Genomic DNA, 26,245 nt, shown 5'->3' on the forward strand with positions numbered 1-26,245 from the left:
AATCATATTTCCTGATATTGAATTAACGCTAATGTGAAGCATTGCTATTAGCTATTGAGAACCTGTGTTGCTAGACACTGCGCATGTAAAGGATAGATTTATGCGTATTTTTGTTACCTCACTTTGTACCATTATGGTTACTATATTTATAATGGAGGTGCCTGCAATCAGTGCTAATCAGTCTGCTTGGCAGGATCATCAGGGTATGATTTCAACACGTATTCTCGTTGCCTCTCCTGATATAGCACAGTTATTTCCTACGCGCGTCAGTAATGGTGAGGATACAGTTTTATTGGCTTGGGAAGCCAAGTTAACTGATGGTTGGAAAACTTATTGGCGATCACCCGGTGAAGCTGGGTTGCCTGTGCGTCTATTCGCCAATGATAATCAGATTGAGCTTTTGTACCCGTTTCCTGAGCGTTTTGAATTATTTGGTTTGGAAACATATGGCTACAGCAAGCAAGTTGTTATTCCGTTTCAGGTAAAGGCTTCCGATGTTGCCGGGTCATTAGACCTCAAGGCTGATTTCATGGTGTGTAAAGATATCTGTGTACCTTTTGAAGCATCATATAATTTAGCAGTAGATATAGAAAACGCTGGTGATATTACCTCTGATATACGAGTACAAAGCTGGCTTGCGAAAGTGCCGGAGGTTGGTGATGCGGCGCCTGGTGGACTAGTGATCGATTCTGTGCGTCTTGCTGGTACACCGGGCCATCAAAATCTAATTGTTGATGCGACCGCTGCTGCGCCTTTGACTAAGGCTGATGTCTTGGCAGAAGCGAATGAGAGCATGCAGTTTCGCTCACCGAAAGTGCGCTTAAGACGTGACGGTCGTTCCGCGCGTTTTGTGCTGCCTGTTGTTTCTGCGCAATCTAATTATGATCTTAGCCAAGGTAAAGTACGTGTAACGCTTACTGATGGACGCGGTAATGCAATTGATCGCTTTTTTGACCTGAGTGGTCGATAGAGCTTGTCCATAGCAAGTAGCTATGCAAGGTTGCCCGCGAAAACTTCTATGGGTGAACTAACATTTAAACGGAGCAGATAATGGCAATCCAAGTTGGTGATAAAATTCCTACAGCTACTATGACAACAATGACAGCAGACGGTCCTGGCCCAGTTGTTACTGATGAGTTTTTTGCAGGTAAAAAAGTTGTGTTTTTCTCAGTGCCAGGTGCTTTCACGCCTACATGTTCAGCTAAACATCTACCGGGTTTTGTAACACGTGCAGATGAAATTCTTGCTAAAGGCGTTGATGCAATTGCGTGTATGTCTGTGAACGATGTGTTCGTTATGCATGCATGGGGTAAAGACGCTGGCGTTGAAGACAAAGTTATAATGCTGGCTGATGGAAATGGCGACTTTACCAAAGCGATTGATCTGGAAATGGACGGTCGTGGTTTTGGTATGGGAATACGGTCAAAACGGTTTGCCATGATTGTGGAAAATGGTGTTGTAACAACGCTTAATATCGAAGAGCCTGGCGCGTTTCAAGTGTCGAGTGCAGAGTATGTTTTGAACCAATTATAGCAACATTTTCATCTTATTATTTAAGGGGTGGCCAGCGGCTGCCCCTTTTATTTTGCGGTTGTATTCCCTACATGTAGTGGTAGTGAAAAATACATTATTTGGGATTGGGAGTGTTTTATATGATTGAAATTGGAAGCATATTTGCCGGTTTAGTTGGTATTCTTGCCATCATTCTTGTCTTTTCTGCTGTTGTTACCGTGCGTCAGGGTTTTGAATATACCGTAGAGCGAATGGGACGTTACACTAGGACCCTTACACCAGGTTTTCATCTGATTGTTCCGTTTATTGACCGCATTGGTCAGCGCATGAACATGATGGAGCAAGTGCTTGATATTCCAACACAGGAAGTCATCACAAAAGACAACGCCATGGTTGCGGCAGATGGTGTCGTATTCTTCCAGGTTTTAAATGCATCCCAAGCTAGCTACGAGGTTAGTAACGTCACTCTAGCCATCCTTAATCTCACTATGACTAATCTCAGGACAGTAATGGGGTCTATGGATTTGGATGAGTTGCTTTCCAAACGTGATGAGATTAATGCCCGGCTCATGAATGTTGTTGATGGTGCCACACAGCCATGGGGCGTGAAAATTACGCGTATTGAAATTAAAGATATTGCGCCGCCACGGGACATTGTTGATGCGATGGCTCGCCAGATGAAAGCGGAGCGCTTGAAGCGTGCCGCTATTCTTGAAGCTGAAGGAGAGCGTAACTCTGAAATTCTGCGTGCAGAAGGTGAGAAGCGTTCTGCAATCCTTGAGGCGGAAGGGCGCCGCGAAGCTGCATTTAAAGACGCTGAAGCCCGCGAACGTGAGGCAGAAGCAGAAGCCAAGGCTACCGAAATGGTCTCGAAAGCTATTTCTGAAGGGGATGCTCAGGCAATTAACTACTTTGTTGCTCAAAAGTATGTTGAGGCACTGCAAGAGTTTGCAAGGTCTCCGAATGAAAAATTGGTCTTTATGCCGATGGAAGCATCGAGTGTCATTGGTTCTATAGGCGGCATTGCTGAATTGTTCAAAGAAGTAGGAACTAATAGCGGTGGCCCAGCAGGAAGCAAGGGCGCGAAACCTGCCCGGTCGGGCGGCGTTCCAATAGTTGAGTAATGTTGCAGTAGCTATGAAAGGAGTGAAGTGAATGGAGTTGTCATTGAACTGGATGATTGATAACGCGCACTGGCTTTGGTGGTCTGCAGGCGTTCTGTTACTGGCAGGTGAAATGCTTGTGCCAGGTGTTTACCTTTTGTGGCTTGGTGCTGCATCGGCTCTTACAGGTGTTGTCGCATGGATGTTGCCATCGCTTGGTTTTGCCGGGCACGGCCTTATCTTTGCCGCCTTGGCGACCATTTCAATATATGTGGGCAATCGTTTCGTTTATAAACAAAGTTCGGACACTCATGAAACTGAAGTTAATGTTAACGAGAGGCGCTTTGTAGGTAAGCGTTTTGTTGTGGTTGAGGCCATAAAAAATGGCCGCGGGCATGTGCAGGTGGGAGATAGTCGTTGGCTTGCAGAAGGCCCTGATGCCGCAAAAGGTGCGCAAGTACATGTTACTGCTGTTGATGGAACAGTTTTGGTGGTAGAACCTGTTAAAGGCTAACAGGACCAACACACTAAATGACTATAGCTAATTTTTTGAAGGCAAGCGTCGCAAGATGGCTTAGCAGCGAAAAGCGGTTAAAATTTGCCCGCTTCAGGACAGAACTTGTGCGCAAGGTAAGGCGTGCAGACCATATCATATATTATTTTCATAGAGCGGATGACCCATACTGTCAGTTGATGGTACAAGTGCTGCCTGATATTGCGTCACGGTTTAATGTAGTGATTAAGCCACTCGTGGTCGAAAAACTACCTGCTAACATGTACCCAGACCCGCAGCGTTATGAAGCTTATACAATCCTGGACGCCAGCCGTTTGGCGCGCCTTTACGGCTTGGGTTTTTCGTTGTCAGCAACGGTGCCGGACCGGTTGGCTGTAGGAATGGCAAATCGATTTCTTGCTAGCAGGCAATCTGATCCTGCTTTCTTCACTTTAGCAGAGGAAATCGGTGCTGCATTATGGCGGCAGGATCTGGCGACTGTACGCAATATGTGTTCAATAGCGGATGTTTCTGAGGACACTTTGACTGAAAACGAGAAGAAACTCCATGAACTGGGCCATTATGCCAGCGCATGCCTGAGTTACGGCGGCGAGTTTTATGTAGGCGTCGACCGTCTTGATCATCTGGAGCGACGATTGAACGCGCTCGGTCTGGGGGATGATGAGACCGGCTACGAAATACATCGGTTGTGGCGGTATGATCTGGAAGAGCTTGAACGGTCTGTTTCTGCCAAAACCGTTGAGGTATTTTTCTCTGTCCGAAGCCCGTTTAGTTATGTTGGTTTGGAACTTATTTCTGAGCTCGCCGAAAAAACGGGAGTAAGGTTATTGTTAAAGCCAGTACTGCCAATGATGATGCGTGGTATGAAAGTGCCGCCAGCGAAGCGTGGTTATATTTTTCAGGACACCGCGCGTGAAGCGCGATTAGAAGGTGTGGCTTTTGGCAAGGTAGTGGACCCACTCGGTGAAGCGACTTGGCGCGCAATGCAAATAGGGTATGCGTTGCAGGACCTCGAAAAGGATGGCCAATATGAAAGTGGGAAAGCGCTGACTTTTTTCCGTACATGTATGCGTGCCGTGTGGTCAGAAGGTGTGGATGCTTCAACGGATAAAGGTATGGCACAAATTCTGGTAAAATCTGGTCTTGCTACCGATTTTGAAAAACAGGCTTTGTCACGGGAAGAAACCAAACGGCGTGCTGAGCTGAACAAGAATGAAATGTTTCGCTATGGCAGTTGGGGCGTTCCGACTTTTCGCGTTGAAGGTGAAACTGTGTGGGGCCAGGACAGGATGTGGGCTATTGTGGATGCGTTGAAGCAATAGCATTGCAATTGAAATAGAGAATAAACTTTAGTTTATTTCGACTGGCTACAGATTGACTGCTAATGCAATCTGGATATGCTGCGGGCTACTTAAGTTAAGTTTCAAATGATAATATAAATGGGGATAGGATAATCATGAAAAAACAACTTCATTTAGCTTTAAGGGCTGGAGGCTTCCTAACCGGAATGCTCGCTCTTAGTGCCTGTGCTTCTTATAGCACGACAAATAGTGATGTTGCATATGTAGAGCCAGGTGCAACTTCGGAACAACAAAACATTGATCGCGCATTTTTCAGTGCTGATCGGATTAAGGCGGATGTTACCTTTTTATCGCAGGATTTATTGCGTGGCCGTGATACCGGTTCTGAAGGGCACCGAATTGCTGCTCATTATGTTGCCGCTGAATTTGCTCGTCTAGGTGTTGCTCCGATGGGTGATAATGGCGGTTACTTCCAGGAAGTACCTATGCGCAAGGCAAAGGTGAATGTTGATACGGCAGCAATGACTGTGCGTAACGGCGACGAGACATTGGAGTTGGAGCTCGGCGACGATTTCTTTATGTCTGGCAGTGTTAAAAACCCGTCAGGGGAAGTGTCGGCTGACGTTGTTTTTGTTGGTTACGGTGTCCACGCACCGGACCTGGGTCATGATGATTTGGCAGGCCTTGATCTGAGTGGCAAGATCGTTGTTGCTTTATCAGGTGCGCCGTCAACGTTTAATACTGAAATTAGAGCACATCATGGTTCGGGTGCAACAAAGCTGAAAGCGATAGAAGAGCGCGGAGCTGTCGGTATCATTACATTCAATAGTGCGTCAGATGAAAAGCGCCGCCCATTTGCAAGTTTTAAACGGTTTCTTGGGCGTGAAAGCTTTGATTGGATTGCACCAGATAGCGATGCGTCTGAAGCGGGCTCCGTAAAAGCGACAGCAGCCATCAGCCATGATGTGGCGCGCAAACTGTTTGCTGGGTCATCCAGTTCATTAGACGATGTGCTAGCTCAAGCAGATACAGGCAAAGTGGACGGGTTTGACTTAACCGCCAACGTAACAATGAAACGTGAAAGTATTCTAACCGATCCATTTGATACACCAAATGTTGTTGCGGTTCTTGAAGGCTCCGACGCTAACCTTAAGTCTGAATATGTTGTTTTATCTGCTCATCTAGACCATATCGGCGTTAGTGAGAACGCGAAAGGCGACGATAAGATCAATAATGGCGCACTGGATAATGCTTCCGGTGTTTCAACATTGCTTGAAGTGGCAAGAGCCTATGTTGCAGGCGGCGAAAGGCCAAAGCGTTCTATTTTGTTTACGATTGTAACAGGGGAAGAACGTGGCTTGTTGGGTGCTGAATACTTTGCGCATTATCCAACTGTTGAGAAGCCAGCCATTGTTGCAAATGTGAATCTGGACATGCCTTTGCTTTTGTATGATTTCACGGACGTTGTTGCGTTCGGTGCTGAACGCAGCAGTCTTGGTCCTATTACCGAAGCAGCACTTGCGAAGCTCGATGTCGCACTTAGCCCAGATCCTATCCCACAAGAAGGTATTTTTACGCGTAGCGATCATTACCGGTTTGTGCAGCAGGGTGTGCCGTCGGTATTTTTGATGACGGGATGGAACAAAGGACTTGGTGGGAAAGATGGTGGTAAGATATTCCAGCAATTCCTTAGTAAGACATACCATTCGCCTGCAGATGATATAACGCAGGATATTGATTTCGATGCCGGGGCTAAGTTTGCTTATGCTAATTGGTTGATCGCAAGCGATATCGCTAATGCACCAAAGAGACCAACCTGGAATGAAGGTGATTTCTTCGGTCGTACGTTTGCCGGTAGCCGTAAGAAATAACTGATAAATTAAGCTCAAAAAGCGCTACCACTGGTGGCGCTTTTTTTGTGGGCTTGGCAGTGTTGATGCACTTGTGTAACCATTGACGTTAAGAAGTATGGACCGATTTAACGGGGAGTTGGCGGAATGACAAAGCAGACAAGTGACAATGCCGCGGCAGACAGTGAAGCCGCCAAAGCTTATTGGCGCGCGAACATAAGACTGCTGCTGGGCCTGCTCGTCGTATGGTTTGCCGTATCATTTGGTGCCGGTATTTTGTTTGCTGATGTTCTAAATGATTTTACGTTTATTGGCTTTCCTCTCGGTTTCTGGTTTGCACAGCAAGGTTCAATATACGTTTTCGTCATTTTAATTTTTGTATATACACGCAAAATGAAAGCTATTGAGCGTCGGTACGGTGTGGATGAACGAGATGAGGGTGACGATACAGGAGATGTGACGTGAGTACACAGCTTCTAACATACCTTACTGTTGGCTTTTCATTTGTGCTCTACATTGGCATTGCTGTTTGGTCTCGCGCCGGTTCAACAAAAGATTTCTATGTTGCCGGTGGCGGTGTGCATCCCATTGCTAACGGCATGGCAACAGCAGCTGACTGGATGAGCGCAGCTTCATTCATTTCAATGGCTGGCATCATTGCTTTTGCGGGCTATGACGGGTCTGTTTACCTCATGGGATGGACAGGTGGCTATGTATTGCTTGCATTGTTGTTGGCGCCGTATTTGCGCAAATTTGGCCAATATACAGTGCCTGACTTTATTGGTGAACGATACTATTCAGGTACGGCGCGTGTCGTTGCTGTTGTATGCTTGATTGCAATCTCGTTTACTTATATTGCGGGGCAGATGCGGGGTGTTGGTGTTGTTTTCTCGCATTTCCTAAATATCCCTATAACGATGGGTGTTCTTGTAGGCATGGCCGTTGTATTCTTTTATGCCGTTCTGGGAGGCATGAAAGGCATCACTTACACGCAGGTTGCGCAGTACTGCGTATTGATTTTTGCTTACATGACACCGGCAATTTTTATCTCAATGCTGATTACGGGCAACCCTGTTCCGCAAGCTGGCTTAGGTTCGGAGGTGCTGGACGGCTCTGGCCTGACTGTACTTGAAAAACTTGACGCGACACTTCTCGACCTTGGCTTCACGGCCTATACATTACCGTCCAAGTCTATGATCGACATATTTGCTATTACGCTGGCTCTAATGGTTGGTACAGCAGGCTTGCCGCATGTGATTGTGCGATTTTTCACTGTACCAAAAGTTTCTGATGCACGTGTTTCCGCTGGTTATGCGCTTGTGTTCATTGCTTTACTTTATACAACAGCGCCTGCTGTTGGTGCTTTCGCGCGTATTAATTTTATTGAGACAGTGAATGGCTCAACGTATGCACAAAGTGAAGATCAAGGTGGCACGCCGCAATTCTTCAAAACGTTTGAAGATATTGGATTGATTGGCTGGGTTGATAAAAACAGCGATGGCATCGTTCAATACGGACCCGGCGCACCATTTGATGGGCGTGCAGAATATACAGGCGAGCGGGGGCAGAGTGGTGAACGTTTGCTTACAAATAACCCAACAGCTAACCATAATGAAGTGAATGTTGACCGAGATATAATGGTGCTCGCAAACCCTGAGATTGCGAAATTGCCTGGTTGGGTTATTGCACTGGTTGCAGCAGGAGGAATTGCAGCCGCACTTTCAACCGCAGCTGGCTTGCTTCTGGTTATTTCATCGTCAATCAGTCATGACCTGCTGAAGAAAACCTTCATGCCTGATATAACAGATAAAATGGAACTGCTCGCAGCCCGCGGCGCTGCTGTACTTGCTATTGCTGTTGCCGGTTATCTAGGAATAAATCCACCGGGATTTGTTGCACAAGTTGTTGCTCTTGCATTTGGTTTGGCTGCGTCTTCGCTTTTCCCAGCGATTTTGATGGGTATATTCATGAAACATATGAACCGTGAAGGTGCAATTGCAGGCATGGTTTCAGGTCTGTTGTTCACAGTTTCCTATATCGCTTATTTCAAGTCTGACTGGTTTGGCGCTGTGAATACCGCCGAGCACTGGATGCTTGGTATTTCGCCGGAAGGTATTGGTTCGATCGGGATGGTTATTAATTTTGTGGTTGCGATGACCGTTGCCCGGTTTACCAAGGCAACACCTGCATCCGTGCAAGCTCTTGTGGATGATATTCGTATTCCAGCTGGTGCAGGAAGTGCGCAAAAGCACTAAAAATCCCTGCACTAATGCTTGGTATATTATTTGATCTCAAGGCCTGGATATTTAGCCGCAACTTGCTGCTTTGCTTCGTCGCGCATTTTGTTAATATCATCTTGCGTTATGGTGCCGCCACGGCCAGATGCGATAAGCATTCTTTCTAGTAAGCCAACGCGAATTTCCAGTTCAATGACTGTGTGGGCAAAATTAATCTCGCCTTCTTTTTTACTCATTTTTATTTCCTGATTTATAATTAATGTTACTTCAAAACTTTGGTTGGTCTTGTTTGCGCGCGAATCTATAAAACATATCTATAATTACGCAAATTAAATATCGCCCTTATACAGTGACATGCCTTGGTTTGCGAGAGCATCAGCTCGTTCGTTTTCTGGATTGCCGGCATGGCCTTTTACCCATTTCCAATCAATGTCATGATTAGCAGATACATCGTCGAGCATGCGCCATAAGTCTTCATTTTTCACTGGCTTTTTCGCAGCTGTTTTCCACCCTTTGGCTTTCCAGCCAATGATCCATTTGGTTATGCCGTCTTTCACATATGTGCTGTCAGTGTATAGTTCCACCTTGCAGCGCCTTTTGAGAGCACGCAAACCTTCAATCGCGGCTGTCAACTCCATCCTGTTATTTGTGGTTTCAAACTCGCCGCCTGTGAGCTCTTTTTCATTTTCGCCGTACAGCATCAATACACCCCAACCGCCTGGGCCTGGATTGCCAGAACAAGCACCGTCAGTATAAATTTGAACAGTATTATTTATTGGCTTAGACGACATATGTAGCGGCATCTTTCACGTTTTGATGGAAGGATAGTTTTGCAAGATATTCAATCGGGTCTTTAGGGCGTACAACCGCACCTTCAACAGGATTAAGCCAATCATAAAGGCGCGTCAGCAGGAAGCGTAAGGCAGCACCGCGGCATAAGATAGGCAAGGCTGACACTTCTGCGCCAGAAAGAGAGCGCGTAGCATCATACATCTCAATCAACCGTTTGGCCTTTTCCGGCACAAAGCGTTGCTGGCTATCGAAACACCATGCATTGAGGCATACAGCAATGTCGTAAGCTAGAGTATCTGTGCAGGCGAAATAGAAATCGATCACGCCTGTAATTTCATGTCCAGTAAAGAGCACATTGTCAGGAAATAAGTCAGCATGAATGGGACCGGTTGGCAGGTTTTCAGGCCAATGCGTAGACAAGTATTCTATTTCATCATGAATAATTTTGGACAAGCCAGGTTTCACGGTATCTGCTTTGTCCCCAATATCACGTATGAGTTTCTGCCATCCTGAAATGGATAAATCATTGCGGCGTACCTGTTTGAAACTGCTTAATGAGCTATGCATCCTGGCCATCATGGTGCCAAGAGCAGCACAATGTTGCTTATCGGGGTCATCTGTACTTACGCCGTTCAAGAAACTTATCAAACAAGCCGGCTTGTCTAACAATGTTTGCAATGCCTTACCGTTCTTGTCCTTGACAGGTTCTGGGGAAGGTAGTCCATCACTGGAAAGATGCTGCATCAGATCAAGAAAATAGGGCAAGTCTTGAGGGTCTGCACGTTTTTCGTAAAGCGTAAGAATGAGACGTGATTTTTCTGTTTCCAGGAAGTAATTGGAGTTTTCAACACCTTCAGCAATACCTTTGAAAGCGACGGCTGACCCAAGATTGTAGCTGCTGAGAAAGCGCGCAAGCGTACGCTCGTCAACATGGGTATATATTGCCATTAAGTAATATCTTTCAATATTGGTGGGACCTTAAAGACTACATTCTCTTCAGCAGTTGTAACAAGTTCTACATTTGCATTGTACCGTTCTTTTAGGGCTTCAATGACTTCTTCTACCAGTACTTCTGGAGCACTTGCTCCTGCTGTTATGCCGATAGTTTTTGCACCTTTCACCCATGCCCAATCGATATCTGCGGCACGCTGTACCAATCTTGCAGAGCAGCCGCGCTTCTCGCTGACTTCTACAAGGCGCATACTGTTTGAAGAATTAGGAGCGCCAATAACGATAACGCGGTCTGCCTGTTTGGCGACCTCTTTCACAGCAACTTGACGATTGGTTGTGGCGTAGCAGATGTCTTCTTTTTTAGGATTGGTGAGCTCAGGAAATCGCCTTTCCAAAGTGCTGACAATGTCGGCGGTGTCTTCAACCGAAAGTGTTGTTTGTGTTACGTATGCTAATTCTGCAGGGTCATCTGCCATGAAACTTTCAGCGTCTTCAACAGTTTCGATCAAAGACATAGAGCCTTCTGCAATTTGGCCCATTGTGCCAATTACTTCTGGATGCCCCTCGTGACCAATCATTAAAATATGACGGCCTGAGGATTGATGTCGTTCCACGGCACGGTGAACTTTGGACACAAGAGGACATGTCGCATCCACATAAACCATTTTACGCTTTTCAGCTTCTGCCGGTACAGACTTTGGAACGCCGTGTGCCGAGAATACAACAGGTGCATCTGCAGGAACTTCGTCTAATTCATCAACAAAGACAGCACCAATAGCCTCCAGGCCTTCAACAACGTAACGGTTATGAACAATCTCGTGGCGAACATAGACTGGCGCGCCAAACTTCTTGATCGCTAATTCAACAATCTTGATCGCACGATCCACACCAGCGCAAAAACCCCGAGGATTAGCAAGCAAAATGCGAATATCAGAATTTGTTTCGGCTGCAGATACTGGTTTTATGTCGTACATGAAGGTGCCTTTAAACAAACGGAATAGCTATGTGCTAACCTTTAGTGCGATGGGGGTCAAGTGCGGCGAATGCAACAAGATAAGATATATTCTTCTTTTAGAGCCGAGTGTGCTTGCTGGCAAAATTGGTGAGCATTATAGCATATAGTTTCTGATGTCATAATGTTGCCTTTTCAACTACTTAAATTCGCTATTTAAATGCGTTGTGATGGTGGGTTGCTCTTTTAAAAGCTTATCCTTATGATCGCGGCAAAATAGGCCTTTACGGCAATGTTACTTAGGTTTGAAAGGGGCAGTATGTCCGCTCGCGTTGTTAGTTTGTTTATACTGGTTTTTGCACTTTCCGCATGTGCGTCCAATCCGCTTGAAGTAACTATTTCTCGTTGCCCAGCTGTTGCAATTGTCGGCGATGCTGGAACTTTAACGCGCTTTGATGGTGAAGACCGGAATGTTGAGAATGTTCTGTATACCGCTTCAATCAGTGATGTTTCAGTTAGTTGTGAAGAAGGCGATGCTGTTGCATCTGCTATCAGCTTCTATGTAGGGGCTCAATCAGATGGTCGTGTTACCAATCAAACAGTAACTGTGCCGTACTTCGTGGTTGTGTTGAAAGATAATAGTCAAATAGTGACTAAACGCGTTTATGATGTCGCGCTAAATTTTGATGAAAACGGTTTTGCGGACTCGCTGGAAACATTAAGCCAGTTTATCCCTACAATTGAGCAGGCACGCCGCTATAACTACGAATTACTTATTGGTTTTCAGTTGGATGTAAATGATGTCGTTTACAACATGGAGCGCTGATATAAGCCAGCCTTAAGTTTGTCGTTATCTCTGTTTTTATAACGATTACTTCATCTATCATATTAGCTGATTGACTCTGAAATCTTTACGCCTATTATCCGGCGCAACGTTAAGGTCATGCAAAAGTATTTTGCAGCCATGCGCGGGAGAGCTCAGCATTGCTGGCGCCGAAGGAGCAACCGCCCCGGAAACTCTCAGGCAAAAGGACCGCGCATTCGATTGACACTCTGGAAAGCAGAAGCATTATGCTTCTCACCGACGGGGTAAGCTAGAGGGAGTAAATCCTGCTAGTGAAATCTCTCAGGTTCCGTGACAGAGGGGGCGCATTTAGCCGGATTTAACCGGTGCCCTTGCGCGCGGAGTGTAGCATGACGGACGACAATCTTCTTAAGACCCCTTTTCACGATTTACAGCTAGAATATGGTGGCAAGATGGTGCCTTTTGCCGGTTATAGCATGCCTGTCCAGTATCCGCTTGGCATTATGAAAGAGCACATCCATACACGTGAAAAAGCGGGTTTGTTTGACGTATCACATATGGGTCAATGTTATATCCGATCAACAGATGGTAGCGACCCAGCAAAAATTATTGAAGAGTTAATGCCAAGCGCGCTTAGCGTGCTCAAGCCCGGAAAAATGCGGCTAACAGTACTTTTGAATGATGAGGGTGGCATTGAAGATGACTTGATGATCGCTCGTACCTTTGAACCAGAGGGTACACTTTTTGTGGTTGTTAATGGTGCATGCAAAGAGAAAGATTACCGTATCATCGAGGAACATTTCGCAGGCAGGCTTATTCTTGAACCTTTAGCTGACCGGGCGCTGCTGGCGTTGCAAGGACCAAAGGCTGAATCGGTTCTCGCTGAGCTTGCTCCTGAAGTGAAGGATATGGTGTTTATGGAAACAACCATGATTACCTTGGAGGGTGCCGTTTGCTGGGTATCCCGTTGTGGTTATACGGGTGAAGATGGGTTTGAAATTTCAGTGCCGGAAGCTGATGCTGCTGCCTTTGCTGCGCGATTGTTGCGCCATGCTGATGTAGAATGGATCGGCTTGGGTGCCAGGGATAGCTTGCGCCTGGAAGCAGGGTTATGTCTTTCGGGGCATGATTTTGACGGTTCGATAACGCCAGTAGAAGCCGGTCTTTCATTTACACTTGGTAAAAAGCGCAGGGAAGCAGGCGACTTTATCGCAAGCGAACGCATTCTCTCTCAGCTTCAGGATGGGCCAAAGAAGTCACTTGTTGGCATTGTGCCGGCAGGACGAGCTCCAGCTCGTGAAGGTACCGAAATTGCAGACATGAACGGTACTGTTGTCGGCAAGGTTACATCTGGTGGCTTTGGTCCCACGTTTGGTGGGCCTGTTGCACGTGGCTATGTACCGAAAGAGCTTTCATCTATTGGTACGGAAATTCAGTTAATGATTCGCGGCAAACCGTACCCTGCTAAAGTCGTATCCACACCTTTTGTTGCGCAGCGGTACAAGCGCAAATAACTACAATCGCTAATCATGGGGAAAAATGATGATTAAATACACTGAAGATCATGAATGGATTGATGCGGACGGTGATATCGCAACAATCGGGATTACTGATTACGCTCAAAAAGCACTTGGTGATGTTGTTTTTGTTGAATTGCCTGAAGTTGGTACAAGCTTTGCCAAAGGCGATGAAGTTTCTGTTGTTGAGTCTGTAAAAGCAGCGAGCGAAGTATACGCACCACTTGACGGCGAAATTGTGGAAGTTAATGAAGCGCTGGAAGATGGTCCAGCTCTCGTGAATACTGACGCGACTGGAAGCGGCTGGTTCTTTAAAATGAAGCTTAATGCTGTCAGTGACTTAGACGACATGATGGATGAAGCAGCTTACAACACGTTTGTTGCTGGTTTAGATTAATATTGGGGCGCACTGGTTTGCGCCCTTTTTTGTGTGTGTGTTCTTGTCGTGATAGCCAAGAAGGCACAAATTCGTGTGACCAAGGAGCGCGCGCATGCGTTATCTACCGCTTACTAATGATGACCGACAGGCCATGTTGGCTAAAATTGGTGTATCTCATATCGATGATCTCTTTAAGGATGTTCCCAAAGAAGATTTGAACCCGGAAATTGATTTGCCAAAACACCAGAGTGAAATGGCTGTTGAGCGATATCTTTCACGGTTAGCGGCTAAAAACACTCATGCTGGATCAGTTCCTTTCTTTGTTGGAGCGGGCGCATACAAGCACCATGTGCCAGCAACAGTTGATCACATGATACAGCGCGGTGAGTTCTTGACCGCATACACGCCTTATCAGCCGGAAATTGCTCAAGGGACGCTTCAGTACCTGTTTGAATTCCAGACCCAAGTCGCACAACTGACAGGCATGGATGTAGCAAATGCCAGCATGTATGATGGTTCAACAGCCACTGCTGAGGCTGTGATGATGGCACGGCGTGTAACACGTAAAAAACGGGCTGTTATGGCTGGTAGCTTACATCCTCATTACCGTGCTGTGGTTGAAACAACGACACAGTACACTGACGATGAAATCGTAACACTTGCACCTAATCCAATGGACGCAGAAGCTGAACTACAGGCCGCAATTGATGCTATTGATGCGAATACAAGCTGTGTGGTTGTACAAAACCCAGGCATTAACGGTAATGTTCTTGATCTTAGTGCAGTTGCAGAAGCGGCACATGCAAATAAGGCTTTGTTGATTGTTGTTGTGACAGAAGTCATGTCACTTGGGCTGATAAAAAGCCCTGGCGAGATGGGCGCGGATATTGTTGTTGGCGAAGGTCAATCAATAGGTAATGGTCTAACCTTTGGGGGACCGTATCTGGGTTTGTTTGCAACCAATCAAAAATATGTCCGGCAAATGCCGGGTCGCCTGTGCGGTGAAACTGTTGATGCGGAAGGCACACGAGGGTTTGTGCTGACGCTTTCTACGCGTGAACAGCATATTCGCCGTGAGAAAGCGACATCTAATATATGTACAAACTCTGGTCTTTGTGCGTTGGCGTTTACCATTCATATGACATTGCTTGGTGAGAAAGGTATTCGTGCTGTAGCCAAAGTAAACCATCGCAATGCTGTTACTGTAAGAGATGCGTTAAAGAAAATTGATGGCGTTGAGGTTCTCAACAAAACATTCTTTAATGAGTTTACTGTCCGCTTACCTAAAGATGCTGCGCCTGTGGTTGAGAAACTTGCTGAAGCTGGCGTGCTTGCGGGTGTGCCTATGTCTCGGCTTTATCCCGGCGATGAGCATGCAAACATGCTTATTGTTGCTGTCACCGAGGTAGTTACCGAAGAAGATATTCAGGCATTAGTGTCTAACTTGACGGAGGCGGTTCAATGAGCATGAATACACAAGGGCGCCCAACTGCGCTGGTTGAAGCGTCAGATATGCAGGAAATGAAACCAGTATTTGAAAGCTTTTCTGGGCACCAAGGCTTGCGTCTCGATGAGCCATTAATTTTTGAACTGGGCTCAACCGATACAACGGGTGTTGACGTTGCTGAAGTTGACGATTTCGAAATGGCACTCGGTGGTTTGGAGCGCAGTACAGAAATTGGTTGCCCTGGATTGGCCGAGCCTGACACTGTGCGCCATTTCACGCGGTTGTCGCGCCGGAATTACGGCATTGATATGGGCGTTTTTCCGCTCGGCTCATGTACCATGAAGCATAATCCACGACTGAACGAGAAAATGGCACGCCTTCCGGGATTTGGGGATATTCACCCACTACAGCCAGAATCAACAGTACAGGGTGCACTTGGGTTAATTGAGGAATTAAGTCATTGGATCATGACGATAACAGGTATGCCTGCTGTCGCCATGTCTCCCAAGGCAGGTGCGCACGGTGAGTTATGCGGTGTGATGGCTATTCGTGCTGCACTTGAGGCGCGCGGCGATGCACGTGAGGTTATTCTATGCCCTGAAAGCGCACATGGTACCAATCCGGCGACCGCAGCGTTTTGTGGCTACAAAGTGAAATCAATACCGGGCCGTGAAAATGGACGCGTTGATCTTGAGGCGTTGAGAGAATCATTAGATGATACTGTTGCAGCCGTAATGATCACAAACCCAAATACGTGCGGCTTGTTTGAGACGGAAGTTAAGGAAATAGCCGACGCAATTCATGCGGCAGGTGCGTTCTTCTACTGTGATGGTGCAAACTTTAATGCGATTATGGGTAAAGCACGCCCTGGTGACTTGGGTGTTGATGCGATGCACCTGAATTTGCACAAAACGTTTTCTACGCCGCACGGCGGTGGCGGCCCAGGGTCAGGGCCGGTTGTTTTCTCTGATGCACTTAAAGATTTTGCACCGCTGCCATATGTAAAACAAACCGCAGATGGCAAACGGTTGCATGAATGGCCTGAAGATGGTGACAAGTCACTTGGGCGTTTGACAGCATTCCATGGCCAAATGGGCATGTATGTGAGGGCGCTATCTTATATGATGAGTCATGGGTCTGATGGGCTGAAGCAAGCATCAGAAGACGCTGTGTTAAATGCAAACTATGTGCTTGCTTCTCTCGGAGATGTAATGTCTGCCTCGTTTGAAGGTCCATGCATGCATGAAGCTTTGTTTGATGATCGTTTCCTAAAAGATACTGGCGTTACGACGCTTGATTTTGCCAAAGCGATGATTGATGAAGGATATCATCCGATGACGATGTATTTCCCGCTGGTAGTACACGGTGCCATGTTGATTGAGCCAACGGAAACAGAGTCTAAATACAACATGGATCAGTTTATCCGTTCGATGCGTGGACTTGCTGAAACGGCAAAGCGCAAAGAAACGGAGCGATTTGAAGGTGCGCCTTACTTTGCGCCGTGGAAGCGCCTCGATGAAACACAAGCCGCTCGTCGTCCTGTGCTGCGTTTTACTGAAGCTGCGGAATAGAGATTGTTATAGTTAAAGCTTTATTAACGCATTTGGTTTTATTCATTGTGAGGCCTGCGCTACACGTTAGCGCAGGTAGTTCATTTGGAAGGAAGCCTGCGTGACTAAACGCATTCTCACTGTTGATGACACAGCAAGCTTGAAAGACAAACTATCAAGCTACCTGGTATCTTCGGACTTTTTTGTCTCAGGTGTTGCTGGCGGCATGCAGGCGCTGGATGTGCTGAATACCGAGAGTTTCGACGTAGTTATCGCTAATAATCGTACTGCGGATTTTAGCGGTTTTGACCTCATTAAATATGTATCTGAACTGGAACGTCGCCCATCGGTTATCCTGGTGGCAGATGAAGATCCGCGTTTGCGTCAGGAAATCCGGGATCAAGCAATGGCATACAGCGTCAATCTTCTGGGTGTTTTGTCTGCGCCGATAGACGGTGAACTTTTGCTGTCTGCCTTAAGTGAAGTTGCTAACCTTGGTGGTTCTGATGGGCAGGCGTCAGAAACGGGCATTGTTGAAACAGAGTTTATGCGCGGCCTCATGACAGATGGTTTGTCACCAGTGTTTCAACCTAAAATAAACTTGAAAACAGGCAAGATGATGGGTGCAGAAGCTTTCGCGCGCTGGAGTGCACCCGGGGGTGGTTTGCTGGGGGCAGGCGCCGTTATTAAAGTTGCACGCGAAAAAGGTTATATGGATGTTTTGACATACCGCATGCTTGAGTTGGCGCTGCAACAGCAAGGCAAATGGCGCCGAGAGGGACAGGATGTTCCGTTGTCGATCAATACATCCAGCGAGAACTTACGAAAACCCGATTTTGCAGATGTCGTCACTGGCTTGGCCGAACAATTCGGTGTGGAGCCTTCTATGGTGCGGCTTGAGATTACCGAGTCTGATTTTGAAGTTGATGAGCGCGTGCCTCTTGAAAATTTGTCGCGGCTTCATGCGCGTGGCTTTGGGTTAGCGCTTGATGACTTTGGTACAGGTTTTGCCCCTTTGTTACGATTGAAGGCTATTCCATTTGATGAGTTGGTTATTGACCGGGATTTTCTCTCGCGTGCCGCTGAAGATGAGACAGCGCAGATAATCTTTGAGACGGCTGTAGAATTGGCGCACAAGCTTAAGTTAAATTGCACGGTTGAAGGTATCGAATCTGAAGCGCAATTGACAATGTCCAAGCGCATGGGTGTTGATACTGCACAGGGCTATTTTATCGGCAAGCCTATGTCTTCCAGCGAATTTTTGATCTGGATAGAAGACTATAAAGACGGGGTTATTACCATACCGGGTTTGACCTGACGTCTTATCCGCTTTTCAATGCATTCCATACTATTTTGGCAGCGGCAATATCTTGTGCCGCGATACCAGTTAGGTCGGCTACCGTAATGTCTTGGTCTGCACGTTTATATAGTGCTGGATTGTCAATAAGCGCACCAAGTTCCGCAGAGTTTCTGTCATCAAATACAACAGAAGCATGGCAGGTTTCACCGTGATGCAAGCATTGTTCCTTGGAATCAAAAACAGTAAATGCAACGCGTTCAAATATGTTGTTGTCAATTTCCTGTTTGCCGGGCGCATCTGCGCCAACTGCTGTGATGTGCGTGCCACCGTTTACCCAGCTTGACATGATCAAAGGGCTTGTTGCAGGTGTTGTTGTAATAATGATGTTGGCGTTTGCACACAGTTCTTCAATGCTATCAAGCTGACAGACATCAATTCCTTTTTGTTGCATATCTTTAGCAAAAAGTGCCGCGGCGTCAGTGTTGCGCCCAAAGACAGACACTTTGGCAATAGGCATCAAACTGCGATGATACATAAGCTGCATACGCGCCTGTATCCCAGTACCAACAATGCCAATATGTTTGGCGCCTTGTGGTGCAAGTGCCTTAGAGGCAATGGCTCCAGCTGCTGCAGTGCGGCTATCGGTTAAAAAGCCCTCATCTTGCAATAATGCCAGCGGAACACCGGTTTCTGCAGAAAGTACAAGCATAAGACCGTTACTGCTTGGCAGACCAAGTTTTGGATTATCGTAGAAGCCCGTTGCTAGTTTCACGACAAATACTGGATCACCTTTGATATGCCCGTATTTTATATGCATATCACCTGATGGTTCAGTAAAAGGTAAATAACCCACGGGCGGAATGGTCACCCTACCTTTAGAGAAAGCGACAAAAGCATTTGCTACGGCATCAGTAAGCAAATCACGTGACAGGACTGCTTCGATTTGTGTTTTGTTAAATATCTGCATTGGCTGTGATAAATCAGAAATTGGAGCGAGCAAAATCGGACAAGTGCGAAAGTCCTGCTTCTATGTGATCTTTGGGCGCACCAACGCCAAGGCGAATATAGCCATCTTTGCCATACACATCGCCCGGAACCAACATAATGCTGCGTTCTTCGCGTAGTTTGTGGACCAAGTCAGTGGAGTTTATATCCATATTATAGCGGACAAAGGCCATGCCGCCAGCTTTAGGCAAAATGCTTGAAAACAGATTGGCATTTGTTTCGAGCCAGCCTCCTAGCAACGCAACATTTTCGTTAAGGATACGTCTGCTGCGGCTCAAAATTTCAGCGCGTTTTTGAGGTTGCAAGGCAATGTCAGCAACATATTCGCTAACAGTGTTGGTGGTAATCGAAGTATAATCCTTGCACTGCCAAGCTTTATAGATGAAGTCCGTTGGCCCAACCAGCCACCCGATGCGCAGGCCTGGTAATGCCAATGCTTTTGATAAGCCTGATGTTACGATAGCCTTGTCGTAAAGGTCTGCAAAACTTGGGCTTTCAACACCGCTGAGTTCCGATCCCTTGTATACCTCATCACCGTGCAGATAGAGGTCACGAGACCTTGCAAACTCAACCAACTTTATCATGGACGCCTCGTCCATAATGCTGCCACTTGGATTGTTAGGGTGGCAAATCGTTATCATTTTTGTTTTGAGTGTAACGGCTTTTGCAAGTTCGTCCAGATCTGGTTGCCAGCTCTGGTCTTCACGCAGCTCAACCTCTACAACTTTGATACCTAATGACTTTGCCCAACCCCAAATTTGCAAATAGTTGGGAACAAAAACGATCAATTCATCACCAGGATTAAGGAGTGACATAACCATCAAAAAGTTAGCTTCAGCAGAACCATTTGTCACAATGACATTGTCTTGATTTCTACCTTTGTAGAGGCGCGCAATGGAATTGCGAAGCTCAACGGTGCCATTAGTCCAGCCATATCCGATTTCCAGATCAAGCATTTCTTCAATCTGATCAGGTGTTAGAAACTCCCTGAGAGAGTATGGGTGAACACCACTGTCTGATAAATTATATTCAACAGTGTTTTCATAGAGTGATTGAATACGCTCAAGACCAAATTCAATGATTTCCATTTTGCCCCACCAGTTTGTTGTTTCAGAATGCTTTAACATTATAGGTCGAAACAAAAAACGACAGCAAAAAATCCTGAGAGTAGAAAATGAGCCACAGTATGCAGCTCATTTTCTCTTTATTTAGAGGCGTTGTCGCCTAAAATTGTGCGCGGAAAGATGCTCTGATATTCCGGCCTGGTAGTGGTGCAACATCTTTCAGGAAGCTTGCGTGTTGCCGCCCTGTTGCATCATTAAGATTACTACCACGTAGCTCAAACGAGTAATTTGAATTTTCGAATGGATGGAAAGTCAAATACACATTCCAGAATGCATAACTATCTGTCGGTAACTCAACATCAGAAACATTATTCTGACTACCTGCAAATTCCAGTTCTGTTCTGAAGTCAAACAATGAAGCATTTGCCTCAAGGCCAACAAGGAACGTTAGCGGAGGTAAACGTGGGATATTGTCATTACCGCCTCGATCCAGGTCTGCCTTGATCAGGTCAATTTGACCGTCGATGTGGATATCGACGTCATCAAACATCTCGGTGTCGTATGTTCCAATTTTGAGCTCTGTTTTTGCTTCAAAACCATAGATCTGTGCATCGTTGGCGCGGAACTCAAAGATAGGAAGACCATCTTCTTCACCGCTTGTCGCCACTTCATAAATGAAGTCATCATAGCTCGTGTAATACACATTGGCGATGAAGCTGAAGTCGTCAGTTGAATGCGAGAATGTTGCTTCAAGGCCGAGAGCAGTTTCAAGACCCAGATTTGGATCGCCGACCTCGAAGGCGTTCGTTGCCAAGTGTGGGCCATTTGAGAATAGTTCTTCTGTAGAAGGCGCACGTTCAGTTCTGAACAAAGTGACACCAAAGAAAGACTCTTCACTAATATCATACCCGGCACCGACGCTGGCGCTAAAGCCATCGAACGAGCGTTCTACATTTTGATTAGTAACGTCATAAGACGTGTTTTCATACCGGCCGCCAAATTCATATAACCATGGACCTGATGTGTATTCTTTTACAGTATAAATACCAAATTGTGTGCTGTCTGTCGGTGGAACAAAAGCTTCTGCGCCGATAGCCGAAAAATCACGACTACGAAGTTGAAAGCCTGTAGAGCCACCCCAGTTGCCGGAGTGGTTTTCAACAAAATCTGCACGTGCTTCGTAGCCTTCGTTAGAGAAAACAGTGCCTACCTCGTCACCTTCAAGTTCTGTGTGCGTATAGTCAGAGTAGCCGAACCGGAATTTAGCTTTCGAGAATAAGCCGAAGTCGCCGCGCAGTTCACCGTTAAAATCATAGCGTGTTTGATCGAGATCGATACGAACTACTTCTTCTTCCTCTTCGCCTTCTTCCTCCTCTTCACCTTCTTCATGGTGATGAGCACCTGGAACGCCGTAAAGGCTGTCTAGTTGTCTAATATTAAAACCAAAGAAGCCGTTTTCGAAGATAAAGCCAACACCGCCAGAGCCGGCTGTTGTTTCTGTAGCACTGTTTTCAACAGTGCCAAACGCCTCTTCTTCGCCTTCCTCTTCTTCACCGCCTTCAGCTTCTTCAAGTGCACGCAAACGGGCACTTTCTGCAAAGCCCGGGATGTCGTAATCATTTGTGTCGCGGTATGAAATATCACCGTGCAGTACTACTTGAGCGCTGCCTGTATCAGCAATAAGTGCATTGAATGAGCCAGATAGCTCGTGTCCTTCATCAACAGTTGTGTAGCCGTATCTTACTGCGCCTTCAAAACCGTCTTCGGGTACGCTGTTTGGAATACGATTGTCGATCACATTGACAACACCGCCGGCCGCTGAGCTACCATAAACAAGCATGGCTGTACCACGCAGAATTTCAATACGCTCAGCAAGTGCAGGTTCTACTGCAACAGCGTGGTCAGGACTTGTTGATGACGCATCAATAGAGCCAATACCGTTATCCAGAACGCGAATGCGGTCCCCGCCTAGTCCCCTGATAATAGGCCGTGAAGCACCGGGTCCGAAGAATGTTGATGAAATACCTGGTTGACGGCGTAGTGTTTCGCCGATGGAGCCGCTTAGTTGGCGTAGAATCTCTTCCTGCCGCAGCACGGTTGAACCAAGAATGGTTTCGCCAACTTTACGGCCTTCGAAAGCGCCTGAAACGATAATCTCTTCCAGCTCATTTTCATGTGGCGGAGCCCCTAACTCGGCGGCATATGCGTTTTGTGAGGCCAATACTGTTGTCAAAAGAAGCGCTTTAAATCGATATGTGTTTTTAAATGCAGACGTAGTAGTCATGATGATACCCTAGTGTAAACTAACATACACATGCAGCACCTTAGGGCGCTAAGCATGTGATTATATTCATATTAATGTGTGTATTACGCGGGACAGGAATGTTCTGTTTAGGCGTAGTTAGTTTAGATGAGGGCAGGTGGGCCGTGCGTTAACAGGCTACGGTCGGGTGCATTTGCTGGTGCTACGTGGCTTAAGAGGCGAGCTTGTCTGGAATTATAGACAATGTTTTCTGCAATGAACACGGCATCAGCAGATGCCATTGGGTCACCAGCGCTTTTACATACGAGGCAATTGGTATGTTGATTGTCTAGTGACTGATCAGCGTTATGGTCAAGCTGAAGGCCTTGCACCCATAAAAAGGCACAGATACCTACCAGTTTGAATAACCAAAACGCATTTTTCATCGTTATTACTTCTGCGAAACCCCAAATTGTGCCGGAAATAGCCTTTAAGCTTCAAGCACTCTTTCTGCGGAGGAGAATGTAATAGTGTTACGTTACGGCGTCAAGAGGTCTGTTGCATTACTATTGTTCTTGTTTTGTTCTTATGATATTATCCCGATTATGGAACATTTTTCTACAAAGCATACCTCGGTAAATTCCGATCAGGTCGAACACTCCCCATGGTTGGTGAGGGAAGATAAACCGCAGAAGGGCCGTGGTACAATTTCAAACCGGAGCGGCCGGTTTGAAACATTGCAGCGCGGTACTTTCCGTGACGGATGGTCTTCAGAGACAGATATGGAAAAACCACGCTTGAAAACGAGCGTCACTGACGAACAAGCTAAAACCATCATTGCTCGAAACTCGTCTCCTGATATTCCCTTTGATCGTTCGATTAACCCATACCGTGGGTGTGAACATGGTTGTGTCTATTGTTTTGCTCGTCCTAGCCACAGTTTTATGGGGCTTTCTCCGGGGCTGGATTTTGAAAGTAAGCTATTTGCTAAACCAAATGCGGCAAAATTACTTAAGGAAGAACTTTCTCGTCCAAATTATAAAGTAGCTCCCATCGCTATGGGAACGAATACTGATCCGTATCAGCCAATTGAAAAGCAGCGAGAAATTACGCGTCAGATACTGGAGGTACTTGCAGCTCATAACCACCCCGTGACTATACTGACCAAATCACGCCTGATTGTACGTGATATGGATATCATTGTGCCCATGGCTGAAAAGGGTTTGGTTAAGGTGGCGCTTTCTGTAACTACGCTTGATCGGGGCCTTTGCCGAAAACTGGAGCCGCGTGCTGCGATGCCACAAAGGCGCCTAGATGCTATTAAGCTAATGGCAGACGCAGGCGTACCCGTGGGCATGATGTTCGCACCGGTGATTCCCGCGATCAATGATCATGAGATGGAGGCAGTTTTGGCTGCCGCTGCTCATGCTGGCGCGCGGGAAGCCGCTTTTATCTTACTTCGGTTGCCGCTCGAGCTTGTTAATTTGTTCGAGGAGTGGCTGAGCGTTCATTACCCTGACCGTAAATCACGTGTTTTAAACAGACTGGTGGCAATGCGGGGTGGGCGTTTTAATGACCCACGCTTCAAACACCGCATGAAGGGCAAAGGTGTGGAGGCTGATTTGATGAAATTGCGCTTTCAAAAGCTCTGTGCACGCCTTCGTTTGAACGAGAGGCATATGAAACTGCGTACTGATTTATTTATTCCACCTGTTGGTCAGGGAGGGCAGTTTGGATTTGATTTCACGCCTGCTACATAAAAGTCTGCCACATAAAAGAAAGGGCTCTGCATACCGTATGCAAAGCCCATAATATATTCGGAGCTTATCGTTCTTATACAAGTGATGTAAGCATCTCTTTAGTGTAGGATTGCAAGGCTACGTTATCGCCTGCAGCAATCTGGTTAGCCCAATCTGGGTTGGCGATAAGTGCGCGGCCAACTGCTACAAGATCAAATTCATTGTTTTCTAGACGGCTAATGAGATTGTCCAGGCTTGCTGGCTTTGCTTCTGAAAAGCCACTTTGGCCTTCCTCTGCAAATGCGGCATCAAGACCCACGCTACCAACTGTAATTGTTGGCTTGCCGGTAATCTTTTTAACCCATCCTGCGAGATTGAGATCACTTTCTTCAAATTCAGGCTCCCAAAAACGGCGGGTAGAGCAATGGAATATATCTAAGCCAGCATCCACTAACGGCGTTGTAAACGCTTCAAGTTCTTGCGGTGACGTTGCAAGGCGAGCGCTATATTCCTGTTGTTTCCATTGTGACCAACGAAGCATCACTGGGAAGTCAGGTCCGACTTCGGCGCGGATAGCTTTTATAATTTCAGTTGCAAACCGAGTGCGGCTAAAAAGGTCACCGCCCCATTTGTCTGTCCGTTCGTTTAAATCAGCCCAGAAGAATTGATCAATCAGATAGCCATGTGCTCCGTGAATTTCGACGCCGTCAAAACCTATTGCTTTAGAATCAGCGGCAGCTTTTGCAAATGCAGCAATCACATCAGCAATGTCACTTTCGGTCATTTCATGGCAGCGTTTCTTGCCGGGCTTTACAAGACCTGATGGGCCAAAGCCCGGTACTTCTGGCTCTGGTTCCATGCCTTCGCGCCTTAGTGAACCGACGTGCCATAGCTGCGGCATAATTTTACCGCCTTCGCTGTGCACGGCTTCAACTACTTTGCGCCAGCCTTCAAGTGCTTCTTTACCGTATATATATGGCACATTTGGATAACCATTGGCGGCTTTATGCCCAACACAGGTGCCTTCAGTCACGATGAGGCCTACACCGCCAGCCGCGCGGCGCTTATAGTAAGCGATGTTTTTGTCATTTGGTATATTGCCCGGTGAAAAAGACCGTGTCATCGGAGCCATAACCACTCTGTTTTTGAGTTCAAGTTGGCCTAATTGAAAAGGTTGAAATAAAGCAGACTGTGACATGATAATCCTTGTATTGTGCTCAATGCTGCGAGGCATTGCGTAGCACAGATAGCTAGGTCACAGTTTCCATGTTTCAAGTGATCACGTTAGAGTTATGTCTCTATTTTTCGAAACCAAACGTGATATATAAGCGTATCAATTTGTGGAACTGGCTGGGTTACCACTTAATTTGGCGTTAGGGAGTATAGCCAATGATTTTGAAGAAATTTCTGACTATTGCTGTTGCTGCAGTTTGGGCTACAGCTGCACAAGCGGCTGATGAAAAGTCTGTCCATGATTTTACAGTTCAATCGATCGACTACACTGATCTGCCAATGTCTTCTTATGAAGGTAAGGCCGTGTTGATGGTGAATACTGCATCATATTGTGGTTACACACCGCAATATGAAGGCTTGCAGGCGCTCTGGGGCGAGTATAAGGACAAAGGTCTTGTTGTTCTTGGTGTTCCTGCCAATGATTTTGGTGATCAGGAGCCAGGTAATGAAGGCAATATTAAAAACTTCTGTAAAGTGAACTTTCAGGTTGATTTCCCGATGACCAAGAAAATGGTTGTTAAAGGCGGCGAAAAAAATGCGCCGGTATATGATTACTTGGCTCAAGAGTTAGGTGAAGAATCGCGCCCGAAGTGGAACTTCCACAAATACCTGATCGGCCCTGATGGTAAGCCTGTTGCTTATTTCCCGAGCGATGTAACGCCGGAATCACCTGAGCTTCGCGCTGCAATTGACAAAGCGCTTCAGTAAGCCCTGTTTCAGGTACTGATTGATCTAGAATGTAAACGGCTGCC

Annotated in this window: 25 protein-coding genes and 1 riboswitch; of the genes, 16 read left to right on the forward strand and 9 right to left on the reverse strand. The window is 46.5% G+C overall.

Features of this window, described 5'->3' with window-relative positions; all coding sequences use genetic code 11:
- Positions 1-100 precede the first annotated feature (100 nt).
- The 8 genes from OEU88_RS14160 (at position 101) to OEU88_RS14195 (ending at position 8,535) form a co-directional block, all read left to right on the forward strand.
- Positions 101-970: a protein-disulfide reductase DsbD domain-containing protein gene (locus tag OEU88_RS14160; protein ID WP_262695859.1), complete on the forward strand. Its 870-nt coding sequence runs from the start codon at positions 101-103 to the stop codon at positions 968-970.
- Between the two features lie 80 nt (positions 971-1,050).
- On the forward strand, positions 1,051-1,533 hold the full coding sequence (locus tag OEU88_RS14165; protein ID WP_262695860.1) for a peroxiredoxin: 483 nt from the start codon (positions 1,051-1,053) through the stop codon (positions 1,531-1,533).
- Positions 1,534-1,652: 119 nt separating this feature from the next.
- Positions 1,653-2,636, forward strand: a complete 984-nt coding sequence (locus OEU88_RS14170; protein WP_262695861.1) for an SPFH domain-containing protein — start codon at positions 1,653-1,655, stop codon at positions 2,634-2,636.
- Between the two features lie 31 nt (positions 2,637-2,667).
- Complete coding sequence (locus OEU88_RS14175; protein ID WP_262695863.1) at positions 2,668-3,129, forward strand: NfeD family protein; 462 nt, start codon at positions 2,668-2,670, stop codon at positions 3,127-3,129.
- A gap of 17 nt (positions 3,130-3,146) precedes the next feature.
- On the forward strand, positions 3,147-4,451 hold the full coding sequence (locus OEU88_RS14180; protein WP_262695864.1) for a DsbA family protein: 1,305 nt from the start codon (positions 3,147-3,149) through the stop codon (positions 4,449-4,451).
- 134 nt (positions 4,452-4,585) lie between these two features.
- Positions 4,586-6,301, forward strand: coding sequence for a M28 family metallopeptidase (locus OEU88_RS14185; RefSeq protein ID WP_262695865.1), 1,716 nt, complete (start codon positions 4,586-4,588; stop codon positions 6,299-6,301).
- Between the two features lie 126 nt (positions 6,302-6,427).
- On the forward strand, positions 6,428-6,745 hold the full coding sequence (locus OEU88_RS14190) for a DUF4212 domain-containing protein (protein WP_262695866.1): 318 nt from the start codon (positions 6,428-6,430) through the stop codon (positions 6,743-6,745).
- Positions 6,742-8,535: a sodium:solute symporter family protein gene (locus OEU88_RS14195; RefSeq protein WP_262695867.1), complete on the forward strand. Its 1,794-nt coding sequence runs from the start codon at positions 6,742-6,744 to the stop codon at positions 8,533-8,535. Before OEU88_RS14190 ends, OEU88_RS14195 begins: the two co-directional genes overlap by 4 nt.
- 26 nt (positions 8,536-8,561) lie before the next feature.
- On the opposite strand, the gene OEU88_RS14200 is transcribed toward OEU88_RS14195, so the two are convergent.
- The 4 genes from OEU88_RS14200 to ispH all read right to left on the reverse strand — a co-directional run bounded on the left by OEU88_RS14200 (position 8,562) and on the right by ispH (position 11,234).
- Positions 8,562-8,753 (reverse strand): hypothetical protein, encoded by a 192-nt coding sequence (locus tag OEU88_RS14200; protein WP_262695868.1) that lies wholly within the window; start codon positions 8,751-8,753, stop codon positions 8,562-8,564.
- Between the two features lie 93 nt (positions 8,754-8,846).
- A complete protein-coding gene (gene rnhA, locus OEU88_RS14205) occupies positions 8,847-9,308 on the reverse strand; it encodes a ribonuclease HI (protein ID WP_262695869.1) in 462 nt (153 codons plus the stop codon).
- The gene (locus OEU88_RS14210; RefSeq protein WP_262695870.1) at positions 9,298-10,257 is read right to left on the reverse strand and encodes a homoserine kinase; all 960 of its coding nucleotides are present in this window, start codon (positions 10,255-10,257) and stop codon (positions 9,298-9,300) included. The genes rnhA and OEU88_RS14210 overlap by 11 nt, the downstream gene beginning before the upstream one ends.
- The gene (gene ispH, locus OEU88_RS14215; protein WP_262695871.1) at positions 10,257-11,234 is read right to left on the reverse strand and encodes a 4-hydroxy-3-methylbut-2-enyl diphosphate reductase; all 978 of its coding nucleotides are present in this window, start codon (positions 11,232-11,234) and stop codon (positions 10,257-10,259) included. The genes OEU88_RS14210 and ispH overlap by 1 nt, the downstream gene beginning before the upstream one ends.
- Positions 11,235-11,531: 297 nt before the next feature.
- On the opposite strand from ispH, the gene OEU88_RS14220 reads away from it, so the two are divergent.
- From OEU88_RS14220 to OEU88_RS14245, 6 genes are all read left to right on the forward strand, one after another.
- On the forward strand, positions 11,532-12,038 hold the full coding sequence (locus OEU88_RS14220) for a hypothetical protein (RefSeq protein ID WP_262695872.1): 507 nt from the start codon (positions 11,532-11,534) through the stop codon (positions 12,036-12,038).
- A 133-nt stretch (positions 12,039-12,171) separates the two neighbouring features.
- Positions 12,172-12,258, forward strand: a riboswitch (glycine riboswitch).
- A 148-nt stretch (positions 12,259-12,406) separates the two neighbouring features.
- Complete coding sequence (gene gcvT / locus OEU88_RS14225; RefSeq protein ID WP_262695873.1) at positions 12,407-13,531, forward strand: glycine cleavage system aminomethyltransferase GcvT; 1,125 nt, start codon at positions 12,407-12,409, stop codon at positions 13,529-13,531.
- Positions 13,532-13,556: 25 nt separating this feature from the next.
- A complete protein-coding gene (gene gcvH, locus OEU88_RS14230; RefSeq protein WP_262695874.1) occupies positions 13,557-13,931 on the forward strand; it encodes a glycine cleavage system protein GcvH in 375 nt (124 codons plus the stop codon).
- 94 nt (positions 13,932-14,025) lie between these two features.
- Entirely contained in the window at positions 14,026-15,378 is a 1,353-nt protein-coding gene (gene gcvPA / locus OEU88_RS14235) for an aminomethyl-transferring glycine dehydrogenase subunit GcvPA (protein ID WP_262695875.1), read from the forward strand.
- Positions 15,375-16,931: an aminomethyl-transferring glycine dehydrogenase subunit GcvPB gene (gcvPB, locus tag OEU88_RS14240; RefSeq protein WP_262695876.1), complete on the forward strand. Its 1,557-nt coding sequence runs from the start codon at positions 15,375-15,377 to the stop codon at positions 16,929-16,931. Before gcvPA ends, gcvPB begins: the two co-directional genes overlap by 4 nt.
- Before the next feature lie 100 nt (positions 16,932-17,031).
- Positions 17,032-18,228, forward strand: a complete 1,197-nt coding sequence (locus OEU88_RS14245) for an EAL domain-containing response regulator (RefSeq protein ID WP_262695877.1) — start codon at positions 17,032-17,034, stop codon at positions 18,226-18,228.
- 4 nt (positions 18,229-18,232) lie between these two features.
- On the opposite strand, the gene OEU88_RS14250 is transcribed toward OEU88_RS14245, so the two are convergent.
- The 4 genes from OEU88_RS14250 to OEU88_RS14265 form a co-directional block, all read right to left on the reverse strand.
- Complete coding sequence (locus OEU88_RS14250) at positions 18,233-19,177, reverse strand: Rossmann-fold NAD(P)-binding domain-containing protein (RefSeq protein WP_262695878.1); 945 nt, start codon at positions 19,175-19,177, stop codon at positions 18,233-18,235.
- 13 nt (positions 19,178-19,190) lie between these two features.
- Positions 19,191-20,342, reverse strand: a complete 1,152-nt coding sequence (locus OEU88_RS14255; protein ID WP_262695879.1) for an aminotransferase class I/II-fold pyridoxal phosphate-dependent enzyme — start codon at positions 20,340-20,342, stop codon at positions 19,191-19,193.
- A gap of 97 nt (positions 20,343-20,439) precedes the next feature.
- Complete coding sequence (locus OEU88_RS14260; RefSeq protein WP_262695880.1) at positions 20,440-22,563, reverse strand: TonB-dependent receptor; 2,124 nt, start codon at positions 22,561-22,563, stop codon at positions 20,440-20,442.
- A gap of 122 nt (positions 22,564-22,685) precedes the next feature.
- On the reverse strand, positions 22,686-22,967 hold the full coding sequence (locus OEU88_RS14265; protein ID WP_262695881.1) for a hypothetical protein: 282 nt from the start codon (positions 22,965-22,967) through the stop codon (positions 22,686-22,688).
- Positions 22,968-23,126: 159 nt separating this feature from the next.
- On the opposite strand from OEU88_RS14265, the gene OEU88_RS14270 reads away from it, so the two are divergent.
- The gene (locus OEU88_RS14270) at positions 23,127-24,281 is read left to right on the forward strand and encodes a PA0069 family radical SAM protein (RefSeq protein ID WP_394805277.1); all 1,155 of its coding nucleotides are present in this window, start codon (positions 23,127-23,129) and stop codon (positions 24,279-24,281) included.
- Between the two features lie 73 nt (positions 24,282-24,354).
- Here the strand turns inward: OEU88_RS14270 and OEU88_RS14275 are convergent, their stop codons facing one another.
- Positions 24,355-25,458: an NADH:flavin oxidoreductase gene (locus OEU88_RS14275; protein WP_262695883.1), complete on the reverse strand. Its 1,104-nt coding sequence runs from the start codon at positions 25,456-25,458 to the stop codon at positions 24,355-24,357.
- A 191-nt stretch (positions 25,459-25,649) separates the two neighbouring features.
- Here OEU88_RS14275 and OEU88_RS14280 point away from each other — a divergent pair, with 191 nt between their 5' ends.
- Entirely contained in the window at positions 25,650-26,201 is a 552-nt protein-coding gene (locus OEU88_RS14280) for a glutathione peroxidase (protein WP_262695884.1), read from the forward strand.
- Positions 26,202-26,245 lie beyond the last annotated feature (44 nt).

The sequence above is a fragment of the Kordiimonas aquimaris genome (assembly GCF_025574485.1).
Classification (GTDB): Bacteria; Pseudomonadota; Alphaproteobacteria; order Sphingomonadales; family Kordiimonadaceae; genus Kordiimonas; species Kordiimonas aquimaris.